Below are 21,061 nucleotides of genomic sequence, written 5' to 3' on the forward strand. Positions count from 1 at the left end.
CGGGCCGATCCGGGTCAGGCGCGGGTCCCGTCCTCGGGGTCCCGCCCCAGGTGCTCGAGCTCGTCCGCGGGAGTCGGGAGGTCGGCCGCGGCGCCGGTGCCCGCAGCGAGTCGGGCCTCCTTCCGCGCCCGCCGCCGGTCGAGGAGCAGGCACAGCCCGACCGCCACGAAGAACAGCGTGAGCAGCGGTACGGCGAGGTAGAACATGGTCATGGGGTCCGGGCCCGGGGCGGCCATCGCGGACACGACCATCACGAGGACCACGACGATCCGCCAGCTCTTGAGCACCGTGCGTCCGGAGACCACCCCCAGCATGTTCAGCCCCACCAGGAACACGGGCAGCACGAAGGCGATGCCGAAGGTCAGGATGAGCTGGAGGAAGAACCGCAGGTACACGTCCGCGGAGATGAAGTTGGTGCCGCCCGCCGGGGTGAACGCGGTGAGCGCGTAGACGGCCGTGGGCAGGGTGAGCACGGCGACCGCGATGCCGCCCAGGAAGAGCGGGACGGCCGCGGCGAGGAACCCGACCGCGTAGCGGCGCTCCGTCCGGTGCAGCGCCGGTGTCACGAACGCCCAGAGCTGGTAGAGCCACACGGGGCTGGCCAGGACCAGGCCCAGCACCAGGGAGACCTCCACCATGATGTTGAAGGACGAGCCCACGTTCGCGTAGTTGATGGCCGCCTGGCTGTCCTCGGCCGCGGCGAGCCGCTGCAGGGGCTCGGTGATGTAGGCCATGAACGGGATGTAGAGGAAGAAGCCGCCGATCATGCCGGCCACCGTGGCCACCGCGGACGTGATCAGCCGGTTGCGCAGCTCCCGCAGGTGCTCGGCCAGCGCCATCTGCGCCTGCGGATTGGCCTTGCGCGCGGTCCGGCGCTTCTTCGGGCCGCGGGGGGACTGCGAGGACATGGGGACCTTCGGGACGTCGGGGCCGCACGGTGCGCCGGGGCCGCACGGACGGTCCGGGTCCCCNCCCGCCGGGGACCCGGACCGTCCGTCCGGCGGCGCGCAGAGCCGGGAAGGAGGGGGCGGGGGTCAGGCCGGCGGGCGGCCCGGGTGCTGCCCGGGGTCGTGCGGGGCGTCCGCGCCGGAGGCCCCGGGGGCGCCCGTGGTCCGGTCGGGGGTCACGTCCTGCCCCGGCTCCACGGGCCTGCCGTCGATGACCACGCCGGAGCCGTCCGGCTGGTCGTCCTTCTTCATCTCCTTGACCTCGGACTTGAAGATGCGCAGCGACTGCCCGAGGCTGCGGGCCATGCCCGGCAGCTTGGGCGCGCCGAACAGCAGCAGGATCACCAGGAGGATGATGAGGATCATGAAGGGGCTGTCGAAGAGCCTACCCATTGAACATTCCTTTCCGTTCAGCCCGGCGGATGTCGTTGATCCGCTGCGGCTGGCCCATGCGGTCCTTGCGCTCGATGCGGCGTCTCAGACGGGCGGTTTCTCGCTGGTCGCGGCCGTACCGGTAGTCGGAGACGGCCTGCCCCACCGGTGTGAACAGGGCCGGGTCCGGTGCGGCCCGGACCGGGCGCTGCACCCCGGCGGCCGCGTCCTCCCAGCGCTGGGCGAACTCCCCGGCCACCGTATCGGTGTCCCGGAGCAGGACGAGGAAGGTCCGCACGACGCGCCACAGCACCAGTCCCAGGAACGCGGCGCCGAGCAGGACGAGGACCGTCCACAGCAGGACCCAGGACCACCAGAGCATGTGCTCCAGTATAGGCGGGCGGGTCAGGCGGACCCGGCCGTGTCGTAGGCGCGCAGCGCAGAGTTCACCCAGAGTTCTGCCTGTCCCACGACGTCGTCCGGCGCGAGCACGGCGAGCTGACCGCCGTAGCGGGTGACCAGCGCGCACACGGCCTCGACCGTCTGGAACCCGATGAGTGCGGCCTCGTGGTCGGCGGCCGCTCCGGTGCGGGCCCCGCCGGGCACCCGGACCGCCGCCGTGCGGGTGGCGTGGTACTGGTCGGCGATCCACCGGCTGCGCCGGTCGGTGACGAGCACGACCTCCACGGTGTCCGGCGTGCCCGGACCGGGCGGTGCGGCGGCCGCGGCCTCCTGCGCGGCGGGCCGCTCCCCCGCCGGCCCTGCGTCCTCGACGGCGGAGAGCCGGTCCAGCCGGAAGTTGCGCATCCCCTCGGCGCCGAGGCACCAGGCCCGCACGTACCAGTGGGTGTTGGAGGAGAACACCTGGACCGGGTCGACGACCCGTTCGGTGATCTCGTCGCGGGACGGCACCACGTAGCGGATGCGGATCCGCCGGCGCCCCTGCACGGCGCCGCGCACGGCGGACATGACGTCGGTGAGGGCGGGCGCGGGGGTGTCCGTGATGGGCCGGGCGCCCACCGCGTTGGCGAGCTCCCCGGCGTCCCCCGCCGCGCCGGCCACCTTCGCGATCGCGGAGGCCACGGCCTCGGAGTCCCCGCCGGGGACGGTGCGCAGCGTCTGCAGTCCCACGAGCAGCGCGGAGGCCTCCGGCTGGGTGAGGCGCACGGGGTCGGAGAGCTCGTCCGCGTTGGAGAGGTAGACGTGGCCGTCGTCCCAGGACGCGTCGATCAGCTGGTCCGGCATGTGCCCGGGCTTGCCGCACACGAACAGGGTGTTGAGGTCCGCGATCAGCTCCTGGTCGGTGATCCCGAACCGCTTGGCGGTCTCCTCGAGCTCCGCGCCCTGGTGGGCGTAGACCCAGCGGACGATCTCCAGCAGCCGCGAGAGGTGGTCCGCCGTGGAGAGCTTGTTGCGGGTGCCCTTGCGGGACCGCTGGCTCCAGTCGACCTGCACCCCGCGGAACTTCGCCGCGGCCGACGCGGCGCTCTCCAGCCGGCGCACCACGGCGGCGCGCACCTCCGCCTGCATCGTGGGGGCGGTGCCGTCCCCGTCCCGGGGCACGACGACGCCGGGGCCGGCCGCGGCGACCTCCTCGGCCAGGATCTCGGTCTCCGCGAAGGGGATGTGCAGCCGGTCCCAGCGGTCGACGCCGGCCCCGGCGCCGACCCCCGGCTCCTGCCGCGCGGCCATGCGGCGGAGCATGTGCGCGTGGCCCGGGCGCGCGAGCACCTCCACGGTGCGCGCGGGGGCGTGGGAGACCATCTGGGACAGCGACTCGTTCATCGAGAAGCCCTCGGGCGGGTCGAACTCCTTGCGGGTGACCGTGACGTCGGACATGATCCTGGACAGCCGGAACGTGCGGGAGTCCTTGCGGTCGAGGTCCCAGCCGACCACGTACCAGTTGCCGTACCGGGAGCCGATCCCCCACGGCCGCAGCCGCCGGGTGGTGAGCTGGTCGGTGCTGCGGGCCAGGTAGTCGAAGCGCACCTCCCGGTGGCGCACCACGGCCGAGAGCAGCGGCTCGAAGGACGGCTCGTGGGCGGTGAGGGTCGGCTGCAGCAGCGGCGGGGCGTCGTCCTCGGGCAGGCCGTCGATCGCGGGCTCGAGCTTGCGCAGGGCGCGGTGGGCGAGCTCGCCGAGGGAGGCGTCCGTCCAGGCGTTGGCGGCCAGCGCGAGCACGGCCGACTCCTCCGCGGTGAACTGCAGGGGCGGGAGGGTGAAGGACCCGCGTGGGATCCGGTAGCGGTGCCCGTGCGTGTCGTCGGGGAAGAGGGGGTCCTCGGAGACCTCCTCGATGGGGTAGCCGAGGTCGCGCAGCTCCGCCTTGTCGCGCTCGAACATCCGCTCGAACGCCTCGTCGGAGGCGGATTCCGCGTACGACGGAACGGCCTCCCGGAGCTCGGCGCGGGTGTACCCGCGTTCGCGGGAGACCAGGGCGATGAGCAGGTTGAGGAGCCGCTCCGTCGATCGGGCTGCCATCCGGTGGGTCCTCAGCGCACGTCCAGGAGGTCCACCACGAAGATCAGGGCCTCGTCCGGGCCGATGACGCCTCCGGCGCCCCGGGAGCCGTAGGCCTGGTCCGAGGGGATCTCCAGCCGGCGGCGGCCTCCGACCTTCATGCCGAGCAGGCCCTTGTCCCAGCCCTCGATGACCTGGCCGATGCCCACGGTGAAGTCCAGGGGCTGGCCGCGGTTCCACGAGGCGTCGAACTCCTCGCCGGCGGAGAAGGTCACGCCCACGTAGTGGCAGGAGATCTGCTTGCCCGGGGTCGCCTCGGCCCCGGTGCCCTCGACGAGGTCCGTGCTGACGAGCTCGGTCGGGGCGCTCCCCTCGGGGAAGTCGATCTCGGGCTTGCTGCGGTCGAGCTTGCGCTCTCCGAAGGACATGGGTGCTCCTGTTCGTCGGGTCGTCGACGGGTGGTCGTCGGGATCGGTGGGGCGCCGCGCCCCGGCGGGGCTCGGCGCCCCACCGGGCAACCATAGCCGACGGCGGCTACTCCTCGGTCGCGGAGGGGGACGGGGAGGCGGAGGGCTCGTCCGCCGGCGGGGCCTCCGGGGTGTCCACGGCCGCGAGGATGTCGACGACGAAGAGCAGGCTGCCGGCCGGGTAGTCGGCGTCCTCGCCGAGGTCCTCCTCCGTGCCGTAGGCCTGGTCGACGGGCACGGACAGGATCACGCGGGAGCCCTGCTTCTTGCCCTTCAGGCCCTCCTGCCAGCCCTCGATGACGTTGTCCAGCGGGAAGGACGCCGGCGAGCCGTTCTCGTAGGACGAGTCGAAGACCTCGCCGTCGGACCAGGTCACGCCCACGTAGTTCGCGATCACGGTGTCCCCCTCGGCGACCTCCTCGCCGTCGCCCTCGATGAGGTACTCGGAGACGAGCCGCTCCGGGGCGTCGCCGTCCGGGTCCCCGACGGTCGGCACGCCCTCGTCGTTCTCGGTGACCTCGGGGAGGCCGCGGGGGCTGTCCTGCATGTCGCCCTCGATGTCCGTGGGGATCTTCCGGACGACCTCGTAGACCTCCACGGAGGTCGACTCGTCGCCCGCGGCCCCGGAGGTCTCCGGGGAGGAGTACGCGATGATCGCGCCCTCCCGGGCCCCCACCAGGGCCTCGTACATCTCCGGGATCGAGTCCTGGAGGTCCTGCTCGAGCTGCAGCACCTGACCGGCGCCCCGGGAGTAGGTCTCGCCGATCGAGGTGCCGTCGGACCCCTTGTAGAGCGCCGCCTGCAGCAGGATGGTGTCGCCCTCGGCGATCTCCTCGCCCTCGCCCTCGCGCAGCTCCTTGGCCCCGGCCTCCTCGGCGTTCAGCGGGGTCTCGAACGTCACCGACGGGACCGAGTTCGGTTCCGGGTCGTTGCTGAGCTCCACGGAGTCGACGCCGGGCCCGGAGCAGCCCGCGAGGACGAGCGCCAGGGACAGGGCGGCACCGGAGGTGGTCAGGGTCTTTCGCACAGGTTTCATCCTCAGGGGGTCGGGCCGGACGGGGCGGCGGAGTCGGACGGCACGGGCCGTGACCGCCGCCCAGCTTAGTGCAGGGCGCTGGGCGTTGACTGGACGGTGACGCACGGCGACACCGGCCCGGCGCACCGGGTCAGACCACGGGCGTGTCCCCGTGGGCGTCCCCGGCGGCGTCCCCGCCCAGGGCGGCCACCAGGGCGTCGGCCTCGGGGTGCTCCACCGCGAAGGGGTCCTTGCACAGCACCGTGCGCTGGGTGCGGTCGTTGACCTTCAGGTGCACCCAGTCGACGGTGTAGTTGTGCCCGGACGCGACGACCGCGTCGATGAAGCGCCCGCGGACGGCGGCCCGCGTGGGCGGCGGCGTCCGGGCGGCGTCCTCGACCCGCGCGTCCGGGACGAAGGTCGCCGCCCGCCCCCGGCGCTGCAGGAGGTTGAACAGCCCCCGTTCCGGGGCCGTGTCGTGGTAGGCGAGGTCGAGCTGCGCCATCCGGGGCGCGGAGAGGTCCAGGCCGTCCCGGGCGGCGTACCCGTCGAGGAGCTTCTTCTTGATCGCCCAGTCGATCTCGGTGTCGATCGCCGAGGTGTCCTGGCGGTCCACGGCGTCGAGCGTCCGTTCCCACAGGTCGAGCACCCACGGCACCCGGTCGTGGTGGGCGCCCTCGCGGTCGACGAACCCGCGGACCGCCTCGAGATGCTCGCGCTGCAGCTCCAGGGCGGAGCGGCGGGTGCCGTCCGCGAGCGGCACCGGTCGCGTGCCCGTGAGGTCGTGGGAGACCTCCCGCAGGGACCGGACCGGGTCCACCATGGTGCGGTCCGGCAGGATCTGCCCGGCCTCGATCATCCGCAGCACGAGGTCGGTGGTCCCGACCCGCAGGGCGGTGGTGGTCTGGGACATCGTCGAGTCGCCGACGATGACGTGCAGCCGGCGGTAGTGCTGGGCGTCGGCGTGGGGCTCGTCCCGGGTGTTGATCAGCGGCCGGGAGCGCGTCGTGGCCGAGGACGAGCCCTCCCAGATGTGGTCCGCGCGCTGGGAGAAGGAGTAGCTGGGCGCCCCGGCGCCGGCCCCCACCGGCACGACCCCGAAGTCCTCGGGCCCGCCCGGGTGCACCTTCCCGGCGCCGACGAGCAGCTGGCGGGTGACGAGGAACGGGAGGAGGATCTGCACGAGCCGGGCGAACTCCGTGCGCCGGGCGATCAGGTAGTTCTCGTGGGAGCCGTAGGAGTTGCCGCGCGAGTCGACGTTGTTCTTGAACAGGTACAGCTGCCCGGGCACCCCCTGCGCCGCGAGGGCCGCCTGGGCCTGCCGCCGGAGGTCGTCGACGATCAGCTCGCCGGCCTTGTCCTGGGCGACGAGGTCCTCGAGCGTGGCGCACTCCGCGGTGGCGTACTCCGGGTGGGAGCCCACGTCGAGGTAGAGGCGTCCGCCGTTGGGCAGGAACACGTTCGAGGACCGCCCCCAGGCCACGACGGGGCCGAACAGCGTGCGCGCGGACTCCTCCGGGCTGAGGGGCCGCGCGTCCGGGGCGCTGTGGGTGATGCCGAACTCGGTCTCGACGCCGTAGATCCTGCGGTCCATGGGGGCTACTGGCCGCCCTTCTGGACGAAGCCCTTCACGAACTCCTCGGCGTTGGACTCGAGGACGCCGTCGATCTCGGCGAGCAGGTCGTCGGTGCTGCCGGTGCTGCTCTGCGCCTGGGCGGCCGGGGCGGGGGCGCCGGGCTCGGGGAGCTCGGTCTCCTCGCGGCGCTGGGCGCCGGTGCCGAAGATGCGTTCCTGGGCCATGACGGGTTCCTCCTGGAGGTGGTGGGCGGGGTGCTCAGGCGAGGGAGCCGGTGTGCACGAGGGCGGGCCGGGCCGCGGCGAGGGCGCGGACGAGGTGCTCGGCGTCGGGCGCCGCGCTCAGCAGGGGCTCGACGTCCGCGCGGGTCAGTCCGAGGGGCTCGGGCATCGCGATCCGCGCGCCGCGGCCGACGCCGGGCAGCGTCAGCGAGACCGAGTCCCAGTTGGCGGTGAGGACGTCGTCCGGGAAGCGCCCGACCAGCATGCCCCGGAGCCACGCCCGGGTGTCCTCGGGGGGCAGGCCCGCCGCGCGCTCGACCTCCTCGGTGCCGAAGAGGGTCCGCATCCGGCCGGCCGCGACCAGCCGGTGGTACAGCCCCTTCTCGGGGCGCACGTCGGCGTACTGCAGGTCGATGAGGGTCAGGCGGGGGTCCTCCCACGCGAGCCCGTCGCGCTCGCGGTACCCCAGCAGCAGGGCGTGCTTGGCGACCCAGTCCAGGCGGTCGGCGAGGGACAGGGGGTCGGTCTCGAGGGCGTCCAGGACCTCCGCCCACAGCTCGAGCACCTCGCGGGTGTCCGGGTCGGGGCCCCCGGCGGCGTGCTCGTGGGCGCGGGCGGCCTCGAGGTAGTGCCGCTGCAGCTGGACGCCCGTGAGCTCCCGCCCGTCCCGGAGGGGGACGGTGGTGGTCAGGCCGGGGTCGTGGCTGATCGACTGCAGGGCGGCCACGGGGTCGGCGAGCGCGAGGTCGGGGACGGCGCCGGCCTCGATGAGGCCCAGGACGAGGGAGGTGGTGCCGAACTTCAGCAGGGTCGCGGTGTGCGAGAGGTTGGCGTCGCCGATGATGACGTGCAGGCGCCGGTGGCGGGACCGCTCGGCGTGGGGTTCGTCGCGGGTGTTGACCACGGGGCGGTGGATGGTGGTCTCGAGGCCGACCTCGCGCTCGAAGAAGTCGGCGCGCTGGCTGATCTGGAAGCCGGGGCGCTGGCCGCGGTCGCCGAGGCCGACGCGTCCGGCGCCGCAGACGACCTGCCGGGAGACGAAGAAGGGCAGCAGGCCGGCGGCGAGGGCGTCGAAGGGCACGGAGCGGGGCACGAGGTAGTTCTCGTGGGCGCCGTAGGAGACGGACTTGTTGTCGGTGTTGTTCTTGTAGAGGTTCACGGCGTCGCGGCCGGTGGTCCCGGCGTCGGCGGCGATCTCCCGGACCGCGTCGAGGGCGACCCGGTCCCCCGCGGCGTCGTAGAGGACGGCGTCCCGGGGGGTGGTGACCTCGGGGGAGGAGTACTCGGGGTGGGAGTGGTCCACGTAGAGGCGCGCGCCGTTGGGCAGGACGGTGTTCAGCACGGCGTGTGGCCGGCCCGTGGGCCCGTCGTGGGGACCGTTCTCGCGGAGGGCCTCGGCGGCGACCTCCTCGGCGGTGAGCACGGGGGCGGCGTCCGTGAGCTGGGAGGGGTCGGCCTGCTCGCGGGGGACGGTGAAGCCGCGGGCGTCCCGGAGGGGGGACTCGCCGTGGTAGTCCCAGCCGGCGGTGGTGCGGGACGCGCCGAGGCGGCGCCGCACGAGGGCCGCGTAGGCGGTGACCACCCGGGTGGACAGCGCCGTGGCGTCGGCGTGCGGGCCGCCGGTGGCGAGCACGCCGAACTCGGTCTCGGCGCCCATGACGCGGCGGACGCTCATGCGGGTCCCTCCCCCGGGACCGCACCGTCCGGTGCGGGGGTGTGGCGGGCGCCGGGGCCCGCCGGGTGGGGGTCGCGGTGCAGGACCACGCGCAGGTCCGTGATGGTGTCGCCGCGGCGCCCGGAGATGCGGGCCCAGTCCTCGGGGTTGGAGGTGTTGGGCAGGTCCTGCTGCTCGTGGAACTCCTCGTCGACGGCGCGGACCAGGTGCGCGCGGCCGAGTCCGCGGACCCCGGTGGTCAGCAGGTCCTTGATGGCCTGCTTCTTCGCCCGGTCCACCACGTTGCGGATGACCGCGCCGGAGGTGAAGTCGCTGAAGTAGAGGGTCTCCTCGGTGCCGTCCCGGTAGCTCAGGTGCAGGAACCGGGTCCCGGGGCTCTTCTCGTACATCCGGGCCACGGCGGCGTCGACGAGCGCCGCGACGGCCCCGGACCGGGAGCCGGCGGCGTCGAGCTCGTCCTGGCGCAGGGGGAGGTCCTCGGTGACGTAGAGCCGGAGGATCTCGGCGGCGCCCTCGGCGTCCGGGCGGTCGATGCGGATCTTGACGTCGAGCCGGCCCGGGCGCAGGACGGCGGGGTCGATCATGTCCTCGCGGTTGGTGGCGCCGATGACGATGACGTTGTCGAGGCGCTCCACGCCGTCGATCTCGGTGAGCAGCTGCGGGACGATCGTGGTCTCCACGTCCGAGGACAGCCCGGAGCCGCGGGTGCGGAACAGGGAGTCCATCTCGTCGAAGAACACGACCACGGGGATGCCCCGGGCGGCCTGCTCGCGGGCGCGCAGGAAGATGGAGCGGATCTGCCGCTCGGTCTCCCCCACGTACTTGTCCAGCAGCTCGGGGCCCTTGATGTTGAGGAAGTAGCCCAGGGCCGTGCCGCGGCCGGCGCGGTCGGCGGCGCGCTCGGCGAGGGACCGGGCGACGGCCTTGGCGATGAGGGTCTTGCCGTTGCCGGGGGGCCCGTAGAGGAGGATGCCCTTGGGCGGGGTCAGCCCGTGCTCGCGGTAGAGCTCGGGGTGCACGAAGGGCAGCTCCACGGCGTCGCGGATCTGCTCGATCTGCGGTCCGAGGCCGCCGATGTCGCCGTAGGAGACGTCGGGGACCTCCTCGAGGACGAGCTGCTCGACGTCGGTGCGCTCGATGGGCTCGAGCGCGAAGCCGGTGCGGTGGTCGATGGAGACGGCGTCGCCGATCTCCGGGCGGTGGCGGCGCAGGCGCCCGGAGAGCAGGAGCACCCGTTCCTCGTCGGAGCGTCCCACGGTGAGGACGCGGTCGTGGTCGACGATCTCCTTGACCGTGGCGATCTCCCCGGTCTGTTCGTAGTCGAGGACGGCGCCGACGGTGTAGTGCTGGTCGAGGAGCACCTGGCGGCCGGGCTCGCAGGCGGTGGGGTCCACGAGGGGGCTGAGGGCCACGCGCATGCGCCGGCCGGCGACGAGGACGTCGAGGGTCCGCCCGGTGACGGCGGGGCCGCTGCCGGTCTGCTCGCCGACGGGGGCGCGGCCGGGGTTGACCTGCACGATGGTGCCCTGGCTCAGGGGCGGCACGAGGTCGTTCTCGAGGGCGCGCTTGAGCTGGGCGATCTCGGTGCGGGTGGCGTCGAGGAGCCGGACGAGCTTCTGGTTCTGGGTGCCGGCGGCGGCGAGCTGCTTGTCCAGGGCGCGCTTCTGGTCGCGCAGGATGTTGACCTGCCGCTGGGCGTTCGTGAGGGAGCGGCGGGTCTGCTCGGCGTCCGCCGGCGCGGTCCCGGCCGGTCCGGCGGCCCGCTGCGGGGGCGTCTCGTTCACGGGCGCTCCTCGGCGGGCCGGCGGGGTGCCCCGGGCTCGGGGGCCGGCGGGGGCGTCGTCCCGGGGTCGGTCCCCGGCGCGGTCGCGCGGGCGGCGCGCTCGGCGAGGCCGAGGGCGTCGCGCCCGGCGCGGCGCAGCTTCTTGTCGGTGACGTCGCGCTCGCCGAGGGCCATGGGCGTCCAGGCCTCGAGGTCCTCCTGGCTGTACTCGGACTTGGAGGCCCGTCGTTTCGGGGCCAGCCGCGCGGAGCCGTCGGCGAGGCGGCGGGCGGAGAGGAGGAAGCCGGTGTGGGCGACCATCCGGTGGTCGGGACGCACGGCCAGGCCCTCCACGTGCCAGCCGCGCACCATGGTCTCGGAGGCGTCGGGCTCGGTGAAGCGGCCGTCGGCGCGCATGGCCTCGGCCGTGCGGGAGAGCTGCGTGACGGTCGCGACGTAGCACATGACCACGCCGCCGGGGGTGAGCGCCGCGGCCACGGCGTCGAGGCACTCCCAGGGGGCGAGCATGTCGAGCACCACGCGGTCCACGGAGCCGGGCTCCTCGTGCGCGCCCAGCTCCTCGGCGAGGTCCCCGATGCTGATCCGCCACGCGGGGTGGGGGCCGCCGAACATGGTCTCCACGTTGCCGCGGGCGATGTCGGCGAACTCCGCCCGCCGCTCGAAGGAGTGCAGGTGGCCCTCGTCGCCCACGGCGCGCAGCAGGGAGATGGACAGGGCGCCGGAGCCGACGCCGGCCTCGACCACCCGGGCGCCCGGGAAGATGTCGGCCATCGTGACGATCTGGCCCGCGTCCTTGGGGTAGACGACCGCCGCGCCCCGGGGCATGGAGAGCACGAAGTCCTTGAGCAGCGGGCGCAGGGCCTGGTACCGGAACCCGGCGGAGTTCTCGACCACGGTGCCCTCCGGGCGGCCGATCAGCTCGTCGTGGGCGAGCACGCCGCGGTGGGAGTGGAACTCGCCCTCGTCCGCGAGCGTGACCGTGTTCATCCGCCCGCGCTCGTCGGTGAGCTGCACGCGCTCCCCGGCCCGGAAGGGCCCGCGCCGGTTGGCGGCTCCCCGCGGGGACGCGGGCGCGGGGGTGGCGGTCTGGTCAGCGGTTCCGGTCATCGGCTCACTCTCGCGGCAGGGCGTCGTCGGGTCGGGTCGTGCGGGGCGCCGGCGGGAGGGTCCGCCGGTCCGGGGGTCCTCCCCATTGTGTCACCGTGCATTGTGCCACCGTGGGGCGGGGTGCCGCCGCCGGGCCGGGGCGGCCGGGGCTCAACCGGCGAGCAGGCGCTCGAGGGCCGCGCTGCGCAGCACCCCCACGAGCGCGTCGTCGGGTCCCCGCACCACGTAGTGCGGGTACTCCCGGGCGGCGACCGCCCGCAGCAGCGACTCCCGGCGCAGGCCGGCGTCCAGCACCGCGTCGCCGGGCAGGTGGCGCACGACGGACGTGAGCGGGGTCTCGGCGCGCCGGTCCGCCGGCACGGCGTCGGCGGCGGCCGGGACGAGCAGTCCCACCACCTGCCGGTCGGCGGAGACGGCCAGCACGTGCGGGACCGTGCCGCCCGGAGCGGCGGCGCGGGCCAGGTGCTCGGCGACCACGCGGTCGGTGTGCGCCAGGGAGGCGCCCACGGGCACGGCCACGGCGGGCTCGGCGAGGGACGCCGCGCTGACGTCGTGCACGCGGGACAGGATCGCGGCCCCGCGCAGGGAGGCCCCGGCGCCCTGCCACATGAAGCCGGCGACGAGGACCAGGAGCACGAGGGCCACGGGCTGGCGCCACAGGCCCGTGACGGCGGCGACGGCCACGAGGCCGACGGCGAGCAGCCGTCCCGTCCAGGCGGCGACCACGGTGCCGCGGTGCTCCCGGCCCGTGGCGGCCCAGACCACGGCCTCGACCACCCGGCCGCCGTCCAGGGGCAGGCCGGGCAGCACGTTGAAGATCCCCACGATGAGGTTCGCCCACGTGGTGAGGTCGAGCAGCACCCAGCCGAGCGTGGGCGAGGGCTCCCCGGTGCGCAGCAGCGCCCATCCGGCGAGCCCGAGGGCGAGGTTGACGACCGGTCCGGCCAGGGAGACGGCGGCGGAGGCCAGCGGGGTGCTGCGGACGTCCCCGAAGTGGGTGTGCCCGCCGAGCAGGCTCAGCACGATCCGTCCCGTGGGCCAGCCGAACGCCCGGCCCGTCCAGGCGTGGGCCAGTTCGTGCAGCAGCACGGACAGCGCCAGCGTCAGGGCGAAGCCGAGGGACGCGGCGTAGTTGAGGGCTCCCAGCCGGGGGTAGGCCTCCATGAGCACCGGGGTGTAGAGGAGCACGGTGACCGCGGCGATCACGAACCACGACCAGGACAGGGTCACGGGCACCCCGCCGATCCGGCCCAGCGGGATGCCCTCGGTGCGGCCCCCGCTCACGCGCGGGTCCCGGCCACGAGCCGCCCGAGGTCCTCGGGGCCGACGCCGGCGAGGCTCGGCAGCACCAGGTCCGCGCCGGCGTCGTCGAGCGGGACCATGTTGGGGACCCCCACGGTGAAGATCCCCGCGGCGGTCGCGGAGCGGATGCCCGTGCGGGAGTCCTCGACGGCGACCATGCCGGCCGGACCCAGCGGCCGGCCCGTGCGCCCGCGCAGCCCGGCGGCGCCGATCAGGTACGGGTCGGGGGCGGGCTTGGCCGGGTGGCCGAGGTCGCCCGTGACGACGACGTCGAAGACGTCCGGGCCGCCGAAGGCGTCGAGGACGACCTCCGCGAGGGGGGCTTCGCTGCTGGTGACCAGGGCCAGGGGCACGCCGCGCTCGCGCAGCGCGGCGACCAGCTCCGGGGCCCCCGCCTTGTACACGACCCGCTCCCGGGTGCGGGCCGTGACCCGGGCCAGCAGGTGGTCGACGATCTCGCGGATCCCCAGGCGCACCCCCTGGCGCTGGAACACGGCGGCGGCGTCCTCCAGGCCGGTGCCGACCATGGCCAGGGCGTCGGCCTCGGTCCAGGTCCCGCCGTGGGAGCGGACCAGCTCGATCTCGGCCTCGATCCAGTACGGCTCGGTGTCCACCAGGGTCCCGTCCATGTCGAACAGGACGGCGGCGGGCAGACGGTCGTCGGGGGGTGCGGACGGGAGGGCGGGCATGGCCTCCATCGTAGTGTCCGCAACACGGGGCACCTCCTGCGGGGGCCACTTGCCGTCGATGTCCCGGCGCGTAGTGTGGGTTCCGTGAGCAACAACTTCGACGAGACGTTCCCCCGGCCCCAGGCCGGGCCGTTCGGCGTGGTCCGCGAGAGCGGTGACCAGGAGCGGGTGACCGTGCTGGTCGCGGCCTTCGAGGGGTGGAACGACGCCGGGGACGCCGCCACGGACGCCGTGCAGTTCCTGGCCGGTCACTACGAGGCGAAGGACGTCTTCGAGGTGACCTCGGACGACTACTACGACTACCAGTTCTCCCGTCCGCTCGTGCGCCGCGGCGCGACCGGCGAGGTGAAGATCGTGTGGCCCACCACCCGGCTGTCCACGGCCACCGTGCCCGGCACCAACCTGGACCTCGTCCTCCTCCACGGCTGGGAGCCGTCCTACCGGTGGCGCTCCTTCACCGCGGAGCTGCTCGCGCAGGCGACCCTGCTCGACGTCGACTTCGTCGTCATGGTCGGGGCGCTGCTGGCCGACGTGCCGCACACCCGGCCCATCCCGGTGACCAAGACCTCCGACACCGCCGAGCTCCAGGAGGAGCTCGGCATCGACTCCTCCCAGTACGAGGGGCCCACCGGCATCGTGGGCCTGCTCTCGCACATGGCCTCGCTGGGCGGGTTCCCCACGGTCAGCCTGTGGGCGGCGGTGCCGCACTACGTCGCGCAGTCGCCCTCCCCGAAGGCCGAGCTGGCCCTGCTGCGGGAGCTCGAGGAGCTGCTGAGCATCACGCTGCCGCTGGACGTCATCGCCGAGGACGCCGAGGCCTGGGAGCGCGGCGTCAACGAGCTGGCCTCCGACGACCCCGAGATCGCCGCCTACGTCCAGCAGCTCGAGGAGGCGAAGGACACGACGGACCTGCCCGAGGCCACCGGGGACGCGATCGCCCGGGAGTTCGAGCGGTACCTGCGCCGGCGCCGCGACGACAAGTGACATCCGCGGGCGGCCCCGGAAGGGGCTGCCCGCTCAGGGGGCGGCATCCGGTGCACGGGTGCCGCCCCCCGGCGTGCCGGGCGGCCGGCGGCCGGCGGACTCAGAGCTCGATGCCGAGCCGGGCGTCCACGAGGTCCCGGACGATCCCGGCGTCGGCCGTGCCGGCCGGGCCCGGAGCGCGGGTCAGCGCGTCCGCGGCCCACGCGTCCACGGCCGCCAGGGCCGTGGGGGCGTCCAGGTCGTCGGCCAGGGCGGTGCGCACGGCCTGCAGCAGCGGGGCCGCGCTGCCCTCCGGGGCCACGGCCAGCGCACGGCGCCAGGCGTCCACGCGGGCGACGGCGCCGGCGAGCACGTCGTCCGTCCAGGACCAGTCGTCGGAGTAGCGGTGGGCGAGGATCGCGGTGCGGATCACGGCGGGGTCCACGCCCTCGGCGCGCAGCACGGAGACGAGCACGAGGTTGCCCTTCGACTTGGACATCTTCTCGCCGTCCAGCCCGACCATCCCGGTGTGCACGAAGTGCTCGGCCATGGGCCGGCCCGTCAGGGCCCAGCAGTGGCCGGCACCCATCTCGTGGTGCGGGAAGACGAGGTCCGAGCCACCGCCCTGGACGGTGAACGGCGCGGGGAGGTACTCGAGGGCGATGAGCGAGCACTCGATGTGCCAGCCCGGGCGCCCGGAGCCGAGGGACGCGCCGTCCCAGGCGGGCTCACCGGGACGCTCCGCACGCCACAGCAGCGGATCCAGCCGGTGCCGCTTGCCCGGGCGCCCGGGGTCTCCGCCGCGCTCGGCGAACAGCGGCAGCATCTGCTCGGCGTCGAGGTGGGAGAGGTCGCCGAGCACCCAGGCGCCGGCGTCGTCGGTGGGCAGGGCGCCCGCGGCCTCGACGTCGAAGTAGACGTCGCCGTCGGGCTCCCCGTCCCGGCCCGGCACCCGGTAGGCCAGGCCGCGCCGGACGAGGTCCTCGACGGCGGGCACGATCCATCCGACGGACTCGGTCGCGCCCACGTAGTGCTGGGGCGGGAGGACGTTGAGCGCGCTCATGTCGGTGCGGAACAGCTCGGTCTGCTCGGCGGCCAGCTCCTGCCAGTCCACGCCGGTGGCCCGCGCCCGGTCCAGCAGGGGGTCGTCCACGTCGGTGACGTTCTGGACGTAGTCCACCGGCGTCCCCGCGTCCAGCCAGGCGCGGTGCAGCAGGTCGAAGGCCACGTAGGTCGCGGCGTGGCCCATGTGCGTGGCGTCGTAGGGGGTGATCCCGCACACGTAGAGGCCGGCCCGCTCCTGCCGGGGCAGCTCCGCCCGGCGCCGCAGCCGGGTGTCCTGCACCACGGGCAGGGGGGCCTCCCCGGGAAGGTCGGGGACGGGTCTCGCGGACCAGGCTTTCATGCTCACCTCGGGAGGGTTCGGGGGTCGGTCGTCGGCGCAGGGCCTCCCCCAACCTACCGGACCCGCCGGACGGGGCCGGCGCCCGGACTCAGGCGCTGACGACGCCGAGGCCCAGCAGCACGAAGAGCACCAGCCCCACCGCGATCCGGTACCACACGAAGATCGTGTAGCTGCGGTTGGAGATGTAGTGCATGAACCAGCCGATGATCACGTACGCCACCACGAACGCGATGCCCGTGGCCAGGAGGGTCTCGGTCATCCCGTAGGGCCCGGCCTGCGGCTGCCCGACGGACTGCACCAGCTTGTACAGCCCCGAGGCGAACACCGCCGGAATGGCCAGCAGGAACGCGTAGCGGGCCGCGGCCTCGCGCGTGTAGCCCATCAGCAGGCCCGCCGTGATCGTGCCCCCGGAGCGCGACACCCCGGGGATGAGGGCCAGTGCCTGCGCCAGCCCGTAGAGCACGCCGTGCTTGACGGTGAGGTCGTCCAGGTGGCGGACCTGCCGGCCCACCCGGTCCGCGACCGCCAGGAACACGCCGAAGACCACGAGCATCGTGGCCGTGATCCACAGGGACCGGAACTCCGTGTCGATGTAGTCCTCCAGCAGCAGCCCGAGCACGCCGATGGGCAGGGAACCGAGGATGATGAGCCACCCCATCCGGGCGTCGGGGTCCGAGCGCTCCACCTTCCCGACCAGGGACAGGCCCCACTGCCTGACGATGCGGACGATGTCCCGCCAGAAGTAGATGACCACCGCCGTCTCGGTGCCCAGCTGCGTGATCGCGGTGAAGGCCGCTCCCGGGTCGGCGCTGTTGGGCAGGAACTCGCCGACGACCCGCAGGTGCGCCGAGGAGGACACCGGGAGGAACTCGGTCAGGCCCTGCACCAGGCCCAGGATGATGCTTTCGATCCAATTCACCCGGCCACCCTACGGCACCGTCCCGGCCTTTCCCCGCCGGACAGGCCGGACACGGAAGGAACGGCCCGCGGTGCGGACCGTTCCTCGGCTCCGGTGCGGATCCGGCGGGCTCAGCGCCCGGAGCGGGCACCGCCCGGATCGTCGAGGTCCTCGTAGTCCTCCTCGTCGACGAGGTCCTCGTCGAGCATCTCGTTGTCCTCCAGGAGCTCCTCGTCGGAGTCCTCGTCGTCGGAGTCGTCGTCCTCGTCCTCGGAGTCGTCGTCGGAGTCGTCGTCCTCGGCGAACACGGTCAGCGGGGTGACCTCGTCGTAGGCGTCGTAGAGCGCCTCCTCGTAGGCGTCGAAGGCGTCGGCGATGGCGATGTAGGCACCGTCGACCGCGGGATCGTCGTCGCTGCGCCGGTTGGAAGCGGCGACGAGGTGTTCTTCGAAGGCGCTCACGAGGGCCTGCAGTGCGGCACGAGGATCATTGCTCATGGAGTAGACGTTAGCGCCAATCCGTGCAGAATGGGGACCGATGAGAGAACAAGTCCGGTCCAGCGCGGCGACCGCCACCAGGGACGCCGACCAGCGCTACGAGTACCTCCTGCTGACCGTCGCGCCGCACGAGAAGGTCGGCGAGGCGCGGGCCCGGCTGCGCGAGCACGCCGAGTACGGCAAGTGGGAGCTGACCCGTTCCGTCCTCCTCTACGGCGGCACCCGCAAGTACTGGCTGCGCCGTCGGGTGATGCGGGTCGAGCGCACCGTCTGAGCCCGGCGGACGCACCCGCCGCCCGGCACCACGGCCCGGGACCGTGCCGCCGCCGGCGGGCTCAGCCGCCGAGCGGGCCCAGCAGGGACGTGGCCAGTGCCGCGTGCACGGATTCGTCGTCGGACGGGTGGTACATCCCGGCCAGCACGTCCCGGTACAGCCGCTCCAGCTCCTGTCCCCGCGAGTACTGGGCGCCGCCCGACGCGCGCAGCGCGAGGTCGACGACCTCGCGGGCCGCCTCGGTGGCCCGGTGCTTGACCCCGGAGAACAGCAGGAACCAGCGGGGGCCGTGGTCCGGCGCGGCTGCGGTCCCGAGGGAGTCGACGTCCGCGGTGAGGCGCAGCAGCTGCAGCTCCACCCCGTCCCGCAGGAGCGCGGCCTCGGCGACCAGCCGGCGGACGTGGGGGTCCTCGGCGGACGGCGCCCCGGTGGCCCGGGACCGGCGGCTGCCCGCCGCCTGCACCGCCAGCTCCACCGCCCGGTCCGCGATCCCGGTGTAGACCGCCGCCAGGAGCAGCTCGAAGCAGCCGAAGATCCCCCACACCACCGGATCGGGGTTCGGACCCGCCGGGGTGCGCGTGAGCACCTGACCGGCCGGGAGCGGCACCGAGCGCAGCACCGTGGTGCGGGACTGGGAGGCGCGCATGCCCATGGTGTCCCAGTCGTCGAGGATCTCGATGCCCTCCGCCGTCCGGTCGAGGAGACCGAAGACCAGCGGGGCCTCCAGGTCGGCGTCGTCGCGGGCGTGCACGAGGAGACGGGTCCACACGGGCGACAGCGAGGTGAAGATCTTGGTGCCGGTGACCCGGTAGCCGTCCTCGGCGCCCACCGCGGTGGTCGCGGCGTCGAAGAGCACGGCGTCGTTGCCGGCCTCGGAGATGCCGAAGGCGAAGATCTCCCCGGCGGCGGCCTGCTCGAAGATCCGTTCGGCCCGGGCGTCCCCGCGCAGGCGCAGCGTGTGGGCCACGCCCACGAGGACGTGGTGCATGTTGATGCCCAGGGCCGTGGCGGGCGCGGCGGCGGCCAGCCGGCGCTGCGCGGCGACCGCCTGCTGCAGCGTGAACCCGTGACCGCCGTGCTCGCGCGGCACCAGCATGAGGGGGTAGCCGACGCGGACCAGGTCGGCGAGGTCCTCGTCGAAGAACCGGTTGTCCCGGTCGTAGCCGGCGGCACGCCCGCGGAACGTGGCCAGCAGGTCCTCGGGCAGCAGGGTCTCGGGTCCCGGGGTCTCGGGTTCCGGGGCCCGGGGCACCGGGCCGTCCGTGCGGGTCATCCGGCTCCTTCCGGTCGTGGAGCCCCGTGGCCCCGGGCTCCGGGCAGGGCGGTCAGTACCGGCTCAGCAGCCGGTGCAGGACGCGGGAGCCGAACTCCAGGGAGTCCGTGGGCACCCGCTCGTCCACGCCGTGGAACATGGACGGGAAGTCCAGCTCGTCGGGCAGGCGCAGCGGCACGAACCCGTAGCCGGTGATCCCCAGCGGGTCGAGGGACTTGTTGTCCGTCCCGCCGGAGAGCATGTAGGGCAGCACGACCGCCTCGGGGTCCTCGGCGTGCAGCGCGTCGACCATGGCGTCGACCACGGTCCCGGAGAACGGCACCTCCAGGGCGATGTCGTCCGACTCGAACTCGAAGGCGACCCCGTCCCCGGCCAGTTCCGCGAGCTTCGCCAGCACGACCTCCCGCTGGCCCGGCAGGTAGCGCACGTCCAGCCCCGCCTGCGCGGAGCCGGGAACGACGTTGACCTTGTACCCCGCCTCGAGCATGGTCGGGTTCGCCGTGGTCTGCAGGGTCGCGCCCACGAACCGCGCCACGGAGCCGAGCTCGGTCAGCAGCCGCTGCGGGTTCTGCGGGTCGAACTCCACGCCCGTGAGCTCCGTGACCGAGTCGAGGAAGGCCCGGGTGGTCTTGGTGAGCTCGATCGGCCACTGGTACTCGCCGATGTTGGCCAGCGCCCTCGACAGCCGGGTGACCGGGTTGTCGTCGTTGATCTGGGAGCCGTGCCCGGCCGTCCCCTGTGCGTTGAGGCGCAGCCACATGAGCCCCTTCTCCGCCGTCTGCAGCAGGTAGGCCCGCCGGCCGCCGATGGTGGCCGAGTAGCCGCCGACCTCGCTGATCGCGTCCGTGACCCCGTCGAAGAGGTGGCGGTGGTGCTCGGCGATCCAGTGGGAGCCGTAGACCATGCCGGCCTCCTCGTCGGCGAAGAAGCCGAAGACGATGTCGCGCCGCGGACGGTCGCCGTTGCGCACCATGTGGCGCAGCACGGAGATCATCATGGCGTCCATGTCCTTCATGTCCACGGCGCCGCGGCCCCAGATCATGCCGTCCCGGAGCTCTCCCCCGAAGGGGTCCACCGACCAGTCGGCGGCGATCGCGGGCACCACGTCGAGGTGGCCGTGCACGAGCAGGGCGTCGGCGGAGGGGTCGGTGCCCTCGAGCCGGGCGAAGACGTTGGCGCGGCCGGGCGCGGACTCGAGGACGGTGGTCGAGAGCCCGACCTCCTCGATCAGCCCGGCCACGTACTCGGCGGCCCGGCGCTCCCCCTTGGCGTCGCCGCTGCCGTAGTTGGAGGTGTCGATCCGGATGAGGTTGCGGCAGATCTCGACGGTCTCGCCCTCGGGCGACGACGGTGGCGACGACGGGGCCGCAGCGGCGGGTGCGGTCTGAGGGTCGGTCATGGCGGTCCTTCCTGGAGTGCCGGGTGGACGGGGCCGTGCGCGGGCGGCGCTCAGCGGATGGCGGTGTCGCGGCCGGGATAGCGCAGCAGCACGAGGCGCTCGGACTCCTCGACCACGACGACCTCCTCGGTGCGGTCGGGGGTGCCCTCGGGGGCGACCTCGAGCCGGTACCCGTCCGGCGACTCCTCGGCCTCGCCCTGGACGGCGAGGGCCTCGTAGTCGGAGGTGTCCGGGTGCCAGCGCTCCAGGTAGACGGGGCAGTACTGCGAGTTGCCCTCCATGGCGCGGTGCACGAAGTCGTGGGACAGCAGCTCGCAGGCGCCGTCCCAGTCCCGCTGGGCCATCGCGTCCACGAAGGCCCGCGTGGTCCCCTCGGGCGTGTCGAGGTCGGGACCGCACCCGGACAGACCCACGGCGACGGCGGCGGCCAGGCACAGCCGGAGCGGGCTGCGGACGCCGCTGGGGCGCGGGGCGGGGACGGTCATCGGGCTCCTCTCCGGGTGGGCGCTCCCAGCCTATCCTCCCCCGCCCCGGGACCGTCGCGGGGCGGGGGACGTGCGGGCCGGGACCGGTCACCGCTCCCGAGCAACGTCCGTGTCGTCCGGGACATCCCACGACGTCGCCGTTATTGTTCCGTTACAGAAGGCAGGCCTTCGCACGATGCCGGTCCGGACACGGTGCGTCCCAGCACTCCGGCGGGCATCACCCCCCGCCCGAATCTGTCTCGTCGTCCGGCCG

The 21,061-nt window shown here is 73.9% G+C and carries 21 protein-coding genes; 2 read left to right on the forward strand and 19 right to left on the reverse strand.

Annotation, left to right across the window (positions count from 1 at the left end; translation table 11 throughout):
• Positions 1–14: 14 nt before the first annotated feature.
• From tatC to ACH9D3_RS15485, 13 genes are all read right to left on the reverse strand, one after another.
• The gene (gene tatC / locus ACH9D3_RS15425) at positions 15–908 is read right to left on the reverse strand and encodes a twin-arginine translocase subunit TatC (protein WP_396411604.1); all 894 of its coding nucleotides are present in this window, start codon (positions 906–908) and stop codon (positions 15–17) included.
• Positions 909–1,034: 126 nt separating this feature from the next.
• Positions 1,035–1,340, reverse strand: coding sequence for a Sec-independent protein translocase subunit TatA (gene tatA / locus ACH9D3_RS15430; protein ID WP_396398186.1), 306 nt, complete (start codon positions 1,338–1,340; stop codon positions 1,035–1,037).
• Positions 1,333–1,701, reverse strand: a complete 369-nt coding sequence (locus tag ACH9D3_RS15435; RefSeq protein ID WP_396411605.1) for a hypothetical protein — start codon at positions 1,699–1,701, stop codon at positions 1,333–1,335. The genes tatA and ACH9D3_RS15435 overlap by 8 nt, the downstream gene beginning before the upstream one ends.
• Before the next feature lie 23 nt (positions 1,702–1,724).
• Positions 1,725–3,800, reverse strand: a complete 2,076-nt coding sequence (locus ACH9D3_RS15440; protein WP_396411606.1) for a WYL domain-containing transcriptional regulator — start codon at positions 3,798–3,800, stop codon at positions 1,725–1,727.
• 11 nt (positions 3,801–3,811) lie between these two features.
• A complete protein-coding gene (locus ACH9D3_RS15445) occupies positions 3,812–4,207 on the reverse strand; it encodes an FKBP-type peptidyl-prolyl cis-trans isomerase (protein ID WP_396398189.1) in 396 nt (131 codons plus the stop codon).
• Positions 4,208–4,313: 106 nt separating this feature from the next.
• A complete protein-coding gene (locus tag ACH9D3_RS15450) occupies positions 4,314–5,282 on the reverse strand; it encodes an FKBP-type peptidyl-prolyl cis-trans isomerase (protein WP_396411607.1) in 969 nt (322 codons plus the stop codon).
• Positions 5,283–5,412: 130 nt separating this feature from the next.
• Entirely contained in the window at positions 5,413–6,855 is a 1,443-nt protein-coding gene (gene pafA, locus ACH9D3_RS15455) for a Pup--protein ligase (RefSeq protein ID WP_396411608.1), read from the reverse strand.
• Positions 6,856–6,860: 5 nt separating this feature from the next.
• Complete coding sequence (locus ACH9D3_RS15460) at positions 6,861–7,061, reverse strand: ubiquitin-like protein Pup (protein ID WP_396411609.1); 201 nt, start codon at positions 7,059–7,061, stop codon at positions 6,861–6,863.
• Positions 7,062–7,095: 34 nt separating this feature from the next.
• Positions 7,096–8,733 (reverse strand): depupylase/deamidase Dop, encoded by a 1,638-nt coding sequence (gene dop / locus ACH9D3_RS15465; protein WP_396411610.1) that lies wholly within the window; start codon positions 8,731–8,733, stop codon positions 7,096–7,098.
• Positions 8,730–10,517, reverse strand: a complete 1,788-nt coding sequence (gene arc / locus ACH9D3_RS15470) for a proteasome ATPase (protein WP_396398194.1) — start codon at positions 10,515–10,517, stop codon at positions 8,730–8,732. The genes dop and arc overlap by 4 nt, the downstream gene beginning before the upstream one ends.
• Positions 10,514–11,623 (reverse strand): tRNA (adenine-N1)-methyltransferase, encoded by a 1,110-nt coding sequence (locus ACH9D3_RS15475; RefSeq protein WP_396411611.1) that lies wholly within the window; start codon positions 11,621–11,623, stop codon positions 10,514–10,516. The genes arc and ACH9D3_RS15475 overlap by 4 nt, the downstream gene beginning before the upstream one ends.
• Positions 11,624–11,773: 150 nt before the next feature.
• Positions 11,774–12,907 carry a site-2 protease family protein gene (locus ACH9D3_RS15480; RefSeq protein ID WP_396411612.1) on the reverse strand — a complete coding sequence of 378 codons (1,134 nt, stop codon included), beginning with the start codon at positions 12,905–12,907 and terminating at the stop codon, positions 11,774–11,776.
• Complete coding sequence (locus ACH9D3_RS15485) at positions 12,904–13,614, reverse strand: HAD hydrolase-like protein (protein ID WP_396411613.1); 711 nt, start codon at positions 13,612–13,614, stop codon at positions 12,904–12,906. The genes ACH9D3_RS15480 and ACH9D3_RS15485 overlap by 4 nt, the downstream gene beginning before the upstream one ends.
• A 75-nt stretch (positions 13,615–13,689) precedes the next feature.
• Here ACH9D3_RS15485 and ACH9D3_RS15490 point away from each other — a divergent pair, with 75 nt between their 5' ends.
• Complete coding sequence (locus ACH9D3_RS15490) at positions 13,690–14,598, forward strand: PAC2 family protein (protein WP_396411614.1); 909 nt, start codon at positions 13,690–13,692, stop codon at positions 14,596–14,598.
• 100 nt (positions 14,599–14,698) lie between these two features.
• On the opposite strand, the gene mshC is transcribed toward ACH9D3_RS15490, so the two are convergent.
• From mshC to ACH9D3_RS15505, 3 genes are all read right to left on the reverse strand, one after another.
• On the reverse strand, positions 14,699–15,982 hold the full coding sequence (gene mshC, locus ACH9D3_RS15495; protein ID WP_396411620.1) for a cysteine--1-D-myo-inosityl 2-amino-2-deoxy-alpha-D-glucopyranoside ligase: 1,284 nt from the start codon (positions 15,980–15,982) through the stop codon (positions 14,699–14,701).
• A gap of 88 nt (positions 15,983–16,070) precedes the next feature.
• Entirely contained in the window at positions 16,071–16,901 is an 831-nt protein-coding gene (locus tag ACH9D3_RS15500) for an undecaprenyl-diphosphate phosphatase (RefSeq protein WP_396411615.1), read from the reverse strand.
• Between the two features lie 110 nt (positions 16,902–17,011).
• On the reverse strand, positions 17,012–17,377 hold the full coding sequence (locus ACH9D3_RS15505; protein ID WP_396411616.1) for a primosomal protein: 366 nt from the start codon (positions 17,375–17,377) through the stop codon (positions 17,012–17,014).
• A 40-nt stretch (positions 17,378–17,417) separates the two neighbouring features.
• Here ACH9D3_RS15505 and ACH9D3_RS15510 point away from each other — a divergent pair, with 40 nt between their 5' ends.
• Entirely contained in the window at positions 17,418–17,651 is a 234-nt protein-coding gene (locus tag ACH9D3_RS15510) for a DUF5703 family protein (protein ID WP_396398201.1), read from the forward strand.
• A 61-nt stretch (positions 17,652–17,712) separates the two neighbouring features.
• On the opposite strand, the gene ACH9D3_RS15515 is transcribed toward ACH9D3_RS15510, so the two are convergent.
• The 3 genes from ACH9D3_RS15515 to ACH9D3_RS15525 are packed head-to-tail and all read right to left on the reverse strand — an operon-like array spanning position 17,713 to position 20,808.
• Positions 17,713–18,924 carry an acyl-CoA dehydrogenase family protein gene (locus ACH9D3_RS15515; RefSeq protein ID WP_396411617.1) on the reverse strand — a complete coding sequence of 404 codons (1,212 nt, stop codon included), beginning with the start codon at positions 18,922–18,924 and terminating at the stop codon, positions 17,713–17,715.
• A gap of 52 nt (positions 18,925–18,976) precedes the next feature.
• Positions 18,977–20,323 carry a M20/M25/M40 family metallo-hydrolase gene (locus ACH9D3_RS15520; protein WP_396411618.1) on the reverse strand — a complete coding sequence of 449 codons (1,347 nt, stop codon included), beginning with the start codon at positions 20,321–20,323 and terminating at the stop codon, positions 18,977–18,979.
• A gap of 50 nt (positions 20,324–20,373) precedes the next feature.
• Positions 20,374–20,808, reverse strand: coding sequence for a hypothetical protein (locus ACH9D3_RS15525; RefSeq protein ID WP_396411619.1), 435 nt, complete (start codon positions 20,806–20,808; stop codon positions 20,374–20,376).
• Positions 20,809–21,061 lie beyond the last annotated feature (253 nt).

It is taken from the genome of Kocuria kalidii (assembly GCF_044462225.1).
Classification (GTDB): Bacteria; Actinomycetota; Actinomycetes; order Actinomycetales; family Micrococcaceae; genus Kocuria; species Kocuria kalidii.

Bases quoted from the DNA above. Each gene is read 5' to 3' on its own strand.
- ACH9D3_RS15445 (WP_396398189.1), bottom strand. From the start codon at position 4,207: ATGTCCTTCGGAGAGCGCAAGCTCGACCGCAGCAAGCCCGAGATCGAC.
- tatC (WP_396411604.1), bottom strand. From the start codon at position 908: ATGTCCTCGCAGTCCCCCCGCGGCCCGAAGAAGCGCCGGACCGCGCGC.
- ACH9D3_RS15435 (WP_396411605.1), bottom strand. From the start codon at position 1,701: ATGCTCTGGTGGTCCTGGGTCCTGCTGTGGACGGTCCTCGTCCTGCTC.
- dop (WP_396411610.1), bottom strand. From the start codon at position 8,733: ATGAGCGTCCGCCGCGTCATGGGCGCCGAGACCGAGTTCGGCGTGCTC.
- pafA (WP_396411608.1), bottom strand. From the start codon at position 6,855: ATGGACCGCAGGATCTACGGCGTCGAGACCGAGTTCGGCATCACCCAC.
- ACH9D3_RS15515 (WP_396411617.1), bottom strand. From the start codon at position 18,924: ATGACCCGCACGGACGGCCCGGTGCCCCGGGCCCCGGAACCCGAGACC.
- ACH9D3_RS15485 (WP_396411613.1), bottom strand. From the start codon at position 13,614: ATGCCCGCCCTCCCGTCCGCACCCCCCGACGACCGTCTGCCCGCCGCC.
- ACH9D3_RS15440 (WP_396411606.1), bottom strand. From the start codon at position 3,800: ATGGCAGCCCGATCGACGGAGCGGCTCCTCAACCTGCTCATCGCCCTG.
- tatA (WP_396398186.1), bottom strand. From the start codon at position 1,340: ATGGGTAGGCTCTTCGACAGCCCCTTCATGATCCTCATCATCCTCCTG.
- mshC (WP_396411620.1), bottom strand. From the start codon at position 15,982: ATGAAAGCCTGGTCCGCGAGACCCGTCCCCGACCTTCCCGGGGAGGCC.
- ACH9D3_RS15460 (WP_396411609.1), bottom strand. From the start codon at position 7,061: ATGGCCCAGGAACGCATCTTCGGCACCGGCGCCCAGCGCCGCGAGGAG.
- ACH9D3_RS15510 (WP_396398201.1), top strand. From the start codon at position 17,418: ATGAGAGAACAAGTCCGGTCCAGCGCGGCGACCGCCACCAGGGACGCC.
- ACH9D3_RS15450 (WP_396411607.1), bottom strand. From the start codon at position 5,282: ATGAAACCTGTGCGAAAGACCCTGACCACCTCCGGTGCCGCCCTGTCC.
- ACH9D3_RS15505 (WP_396411616.1), bottom strand. From the start codon at position 17,377: ATGAGCAATGATCCTCGTGCCGCACTGCAGGCCCTCGTGAGCGCCTTC.
- ACH9D3_RS15475 (WP_396411611.1), bottom strand. From the start codon at position 11,623: ATGACCGGAACCGCTGACCAGACCGCCACCCCCGCGCCCGCGTCCCCG.
- ACH9D3_RS15520 (WP_396411618.1), bottom strand. From the start codon at position 20,323: ATGACCGACCCTCAGACCGCACCCGCCGCTGCGGCCCCGTCGTCGCCA.
- ACH9D3_RS15525 (WP_396411619.1), bottom strand. From the start codon at position 20,808: ATGACCGTCCCCGCCCCGCGCCCCAGCGGCGTCCGCAGCCCGCTCCGG.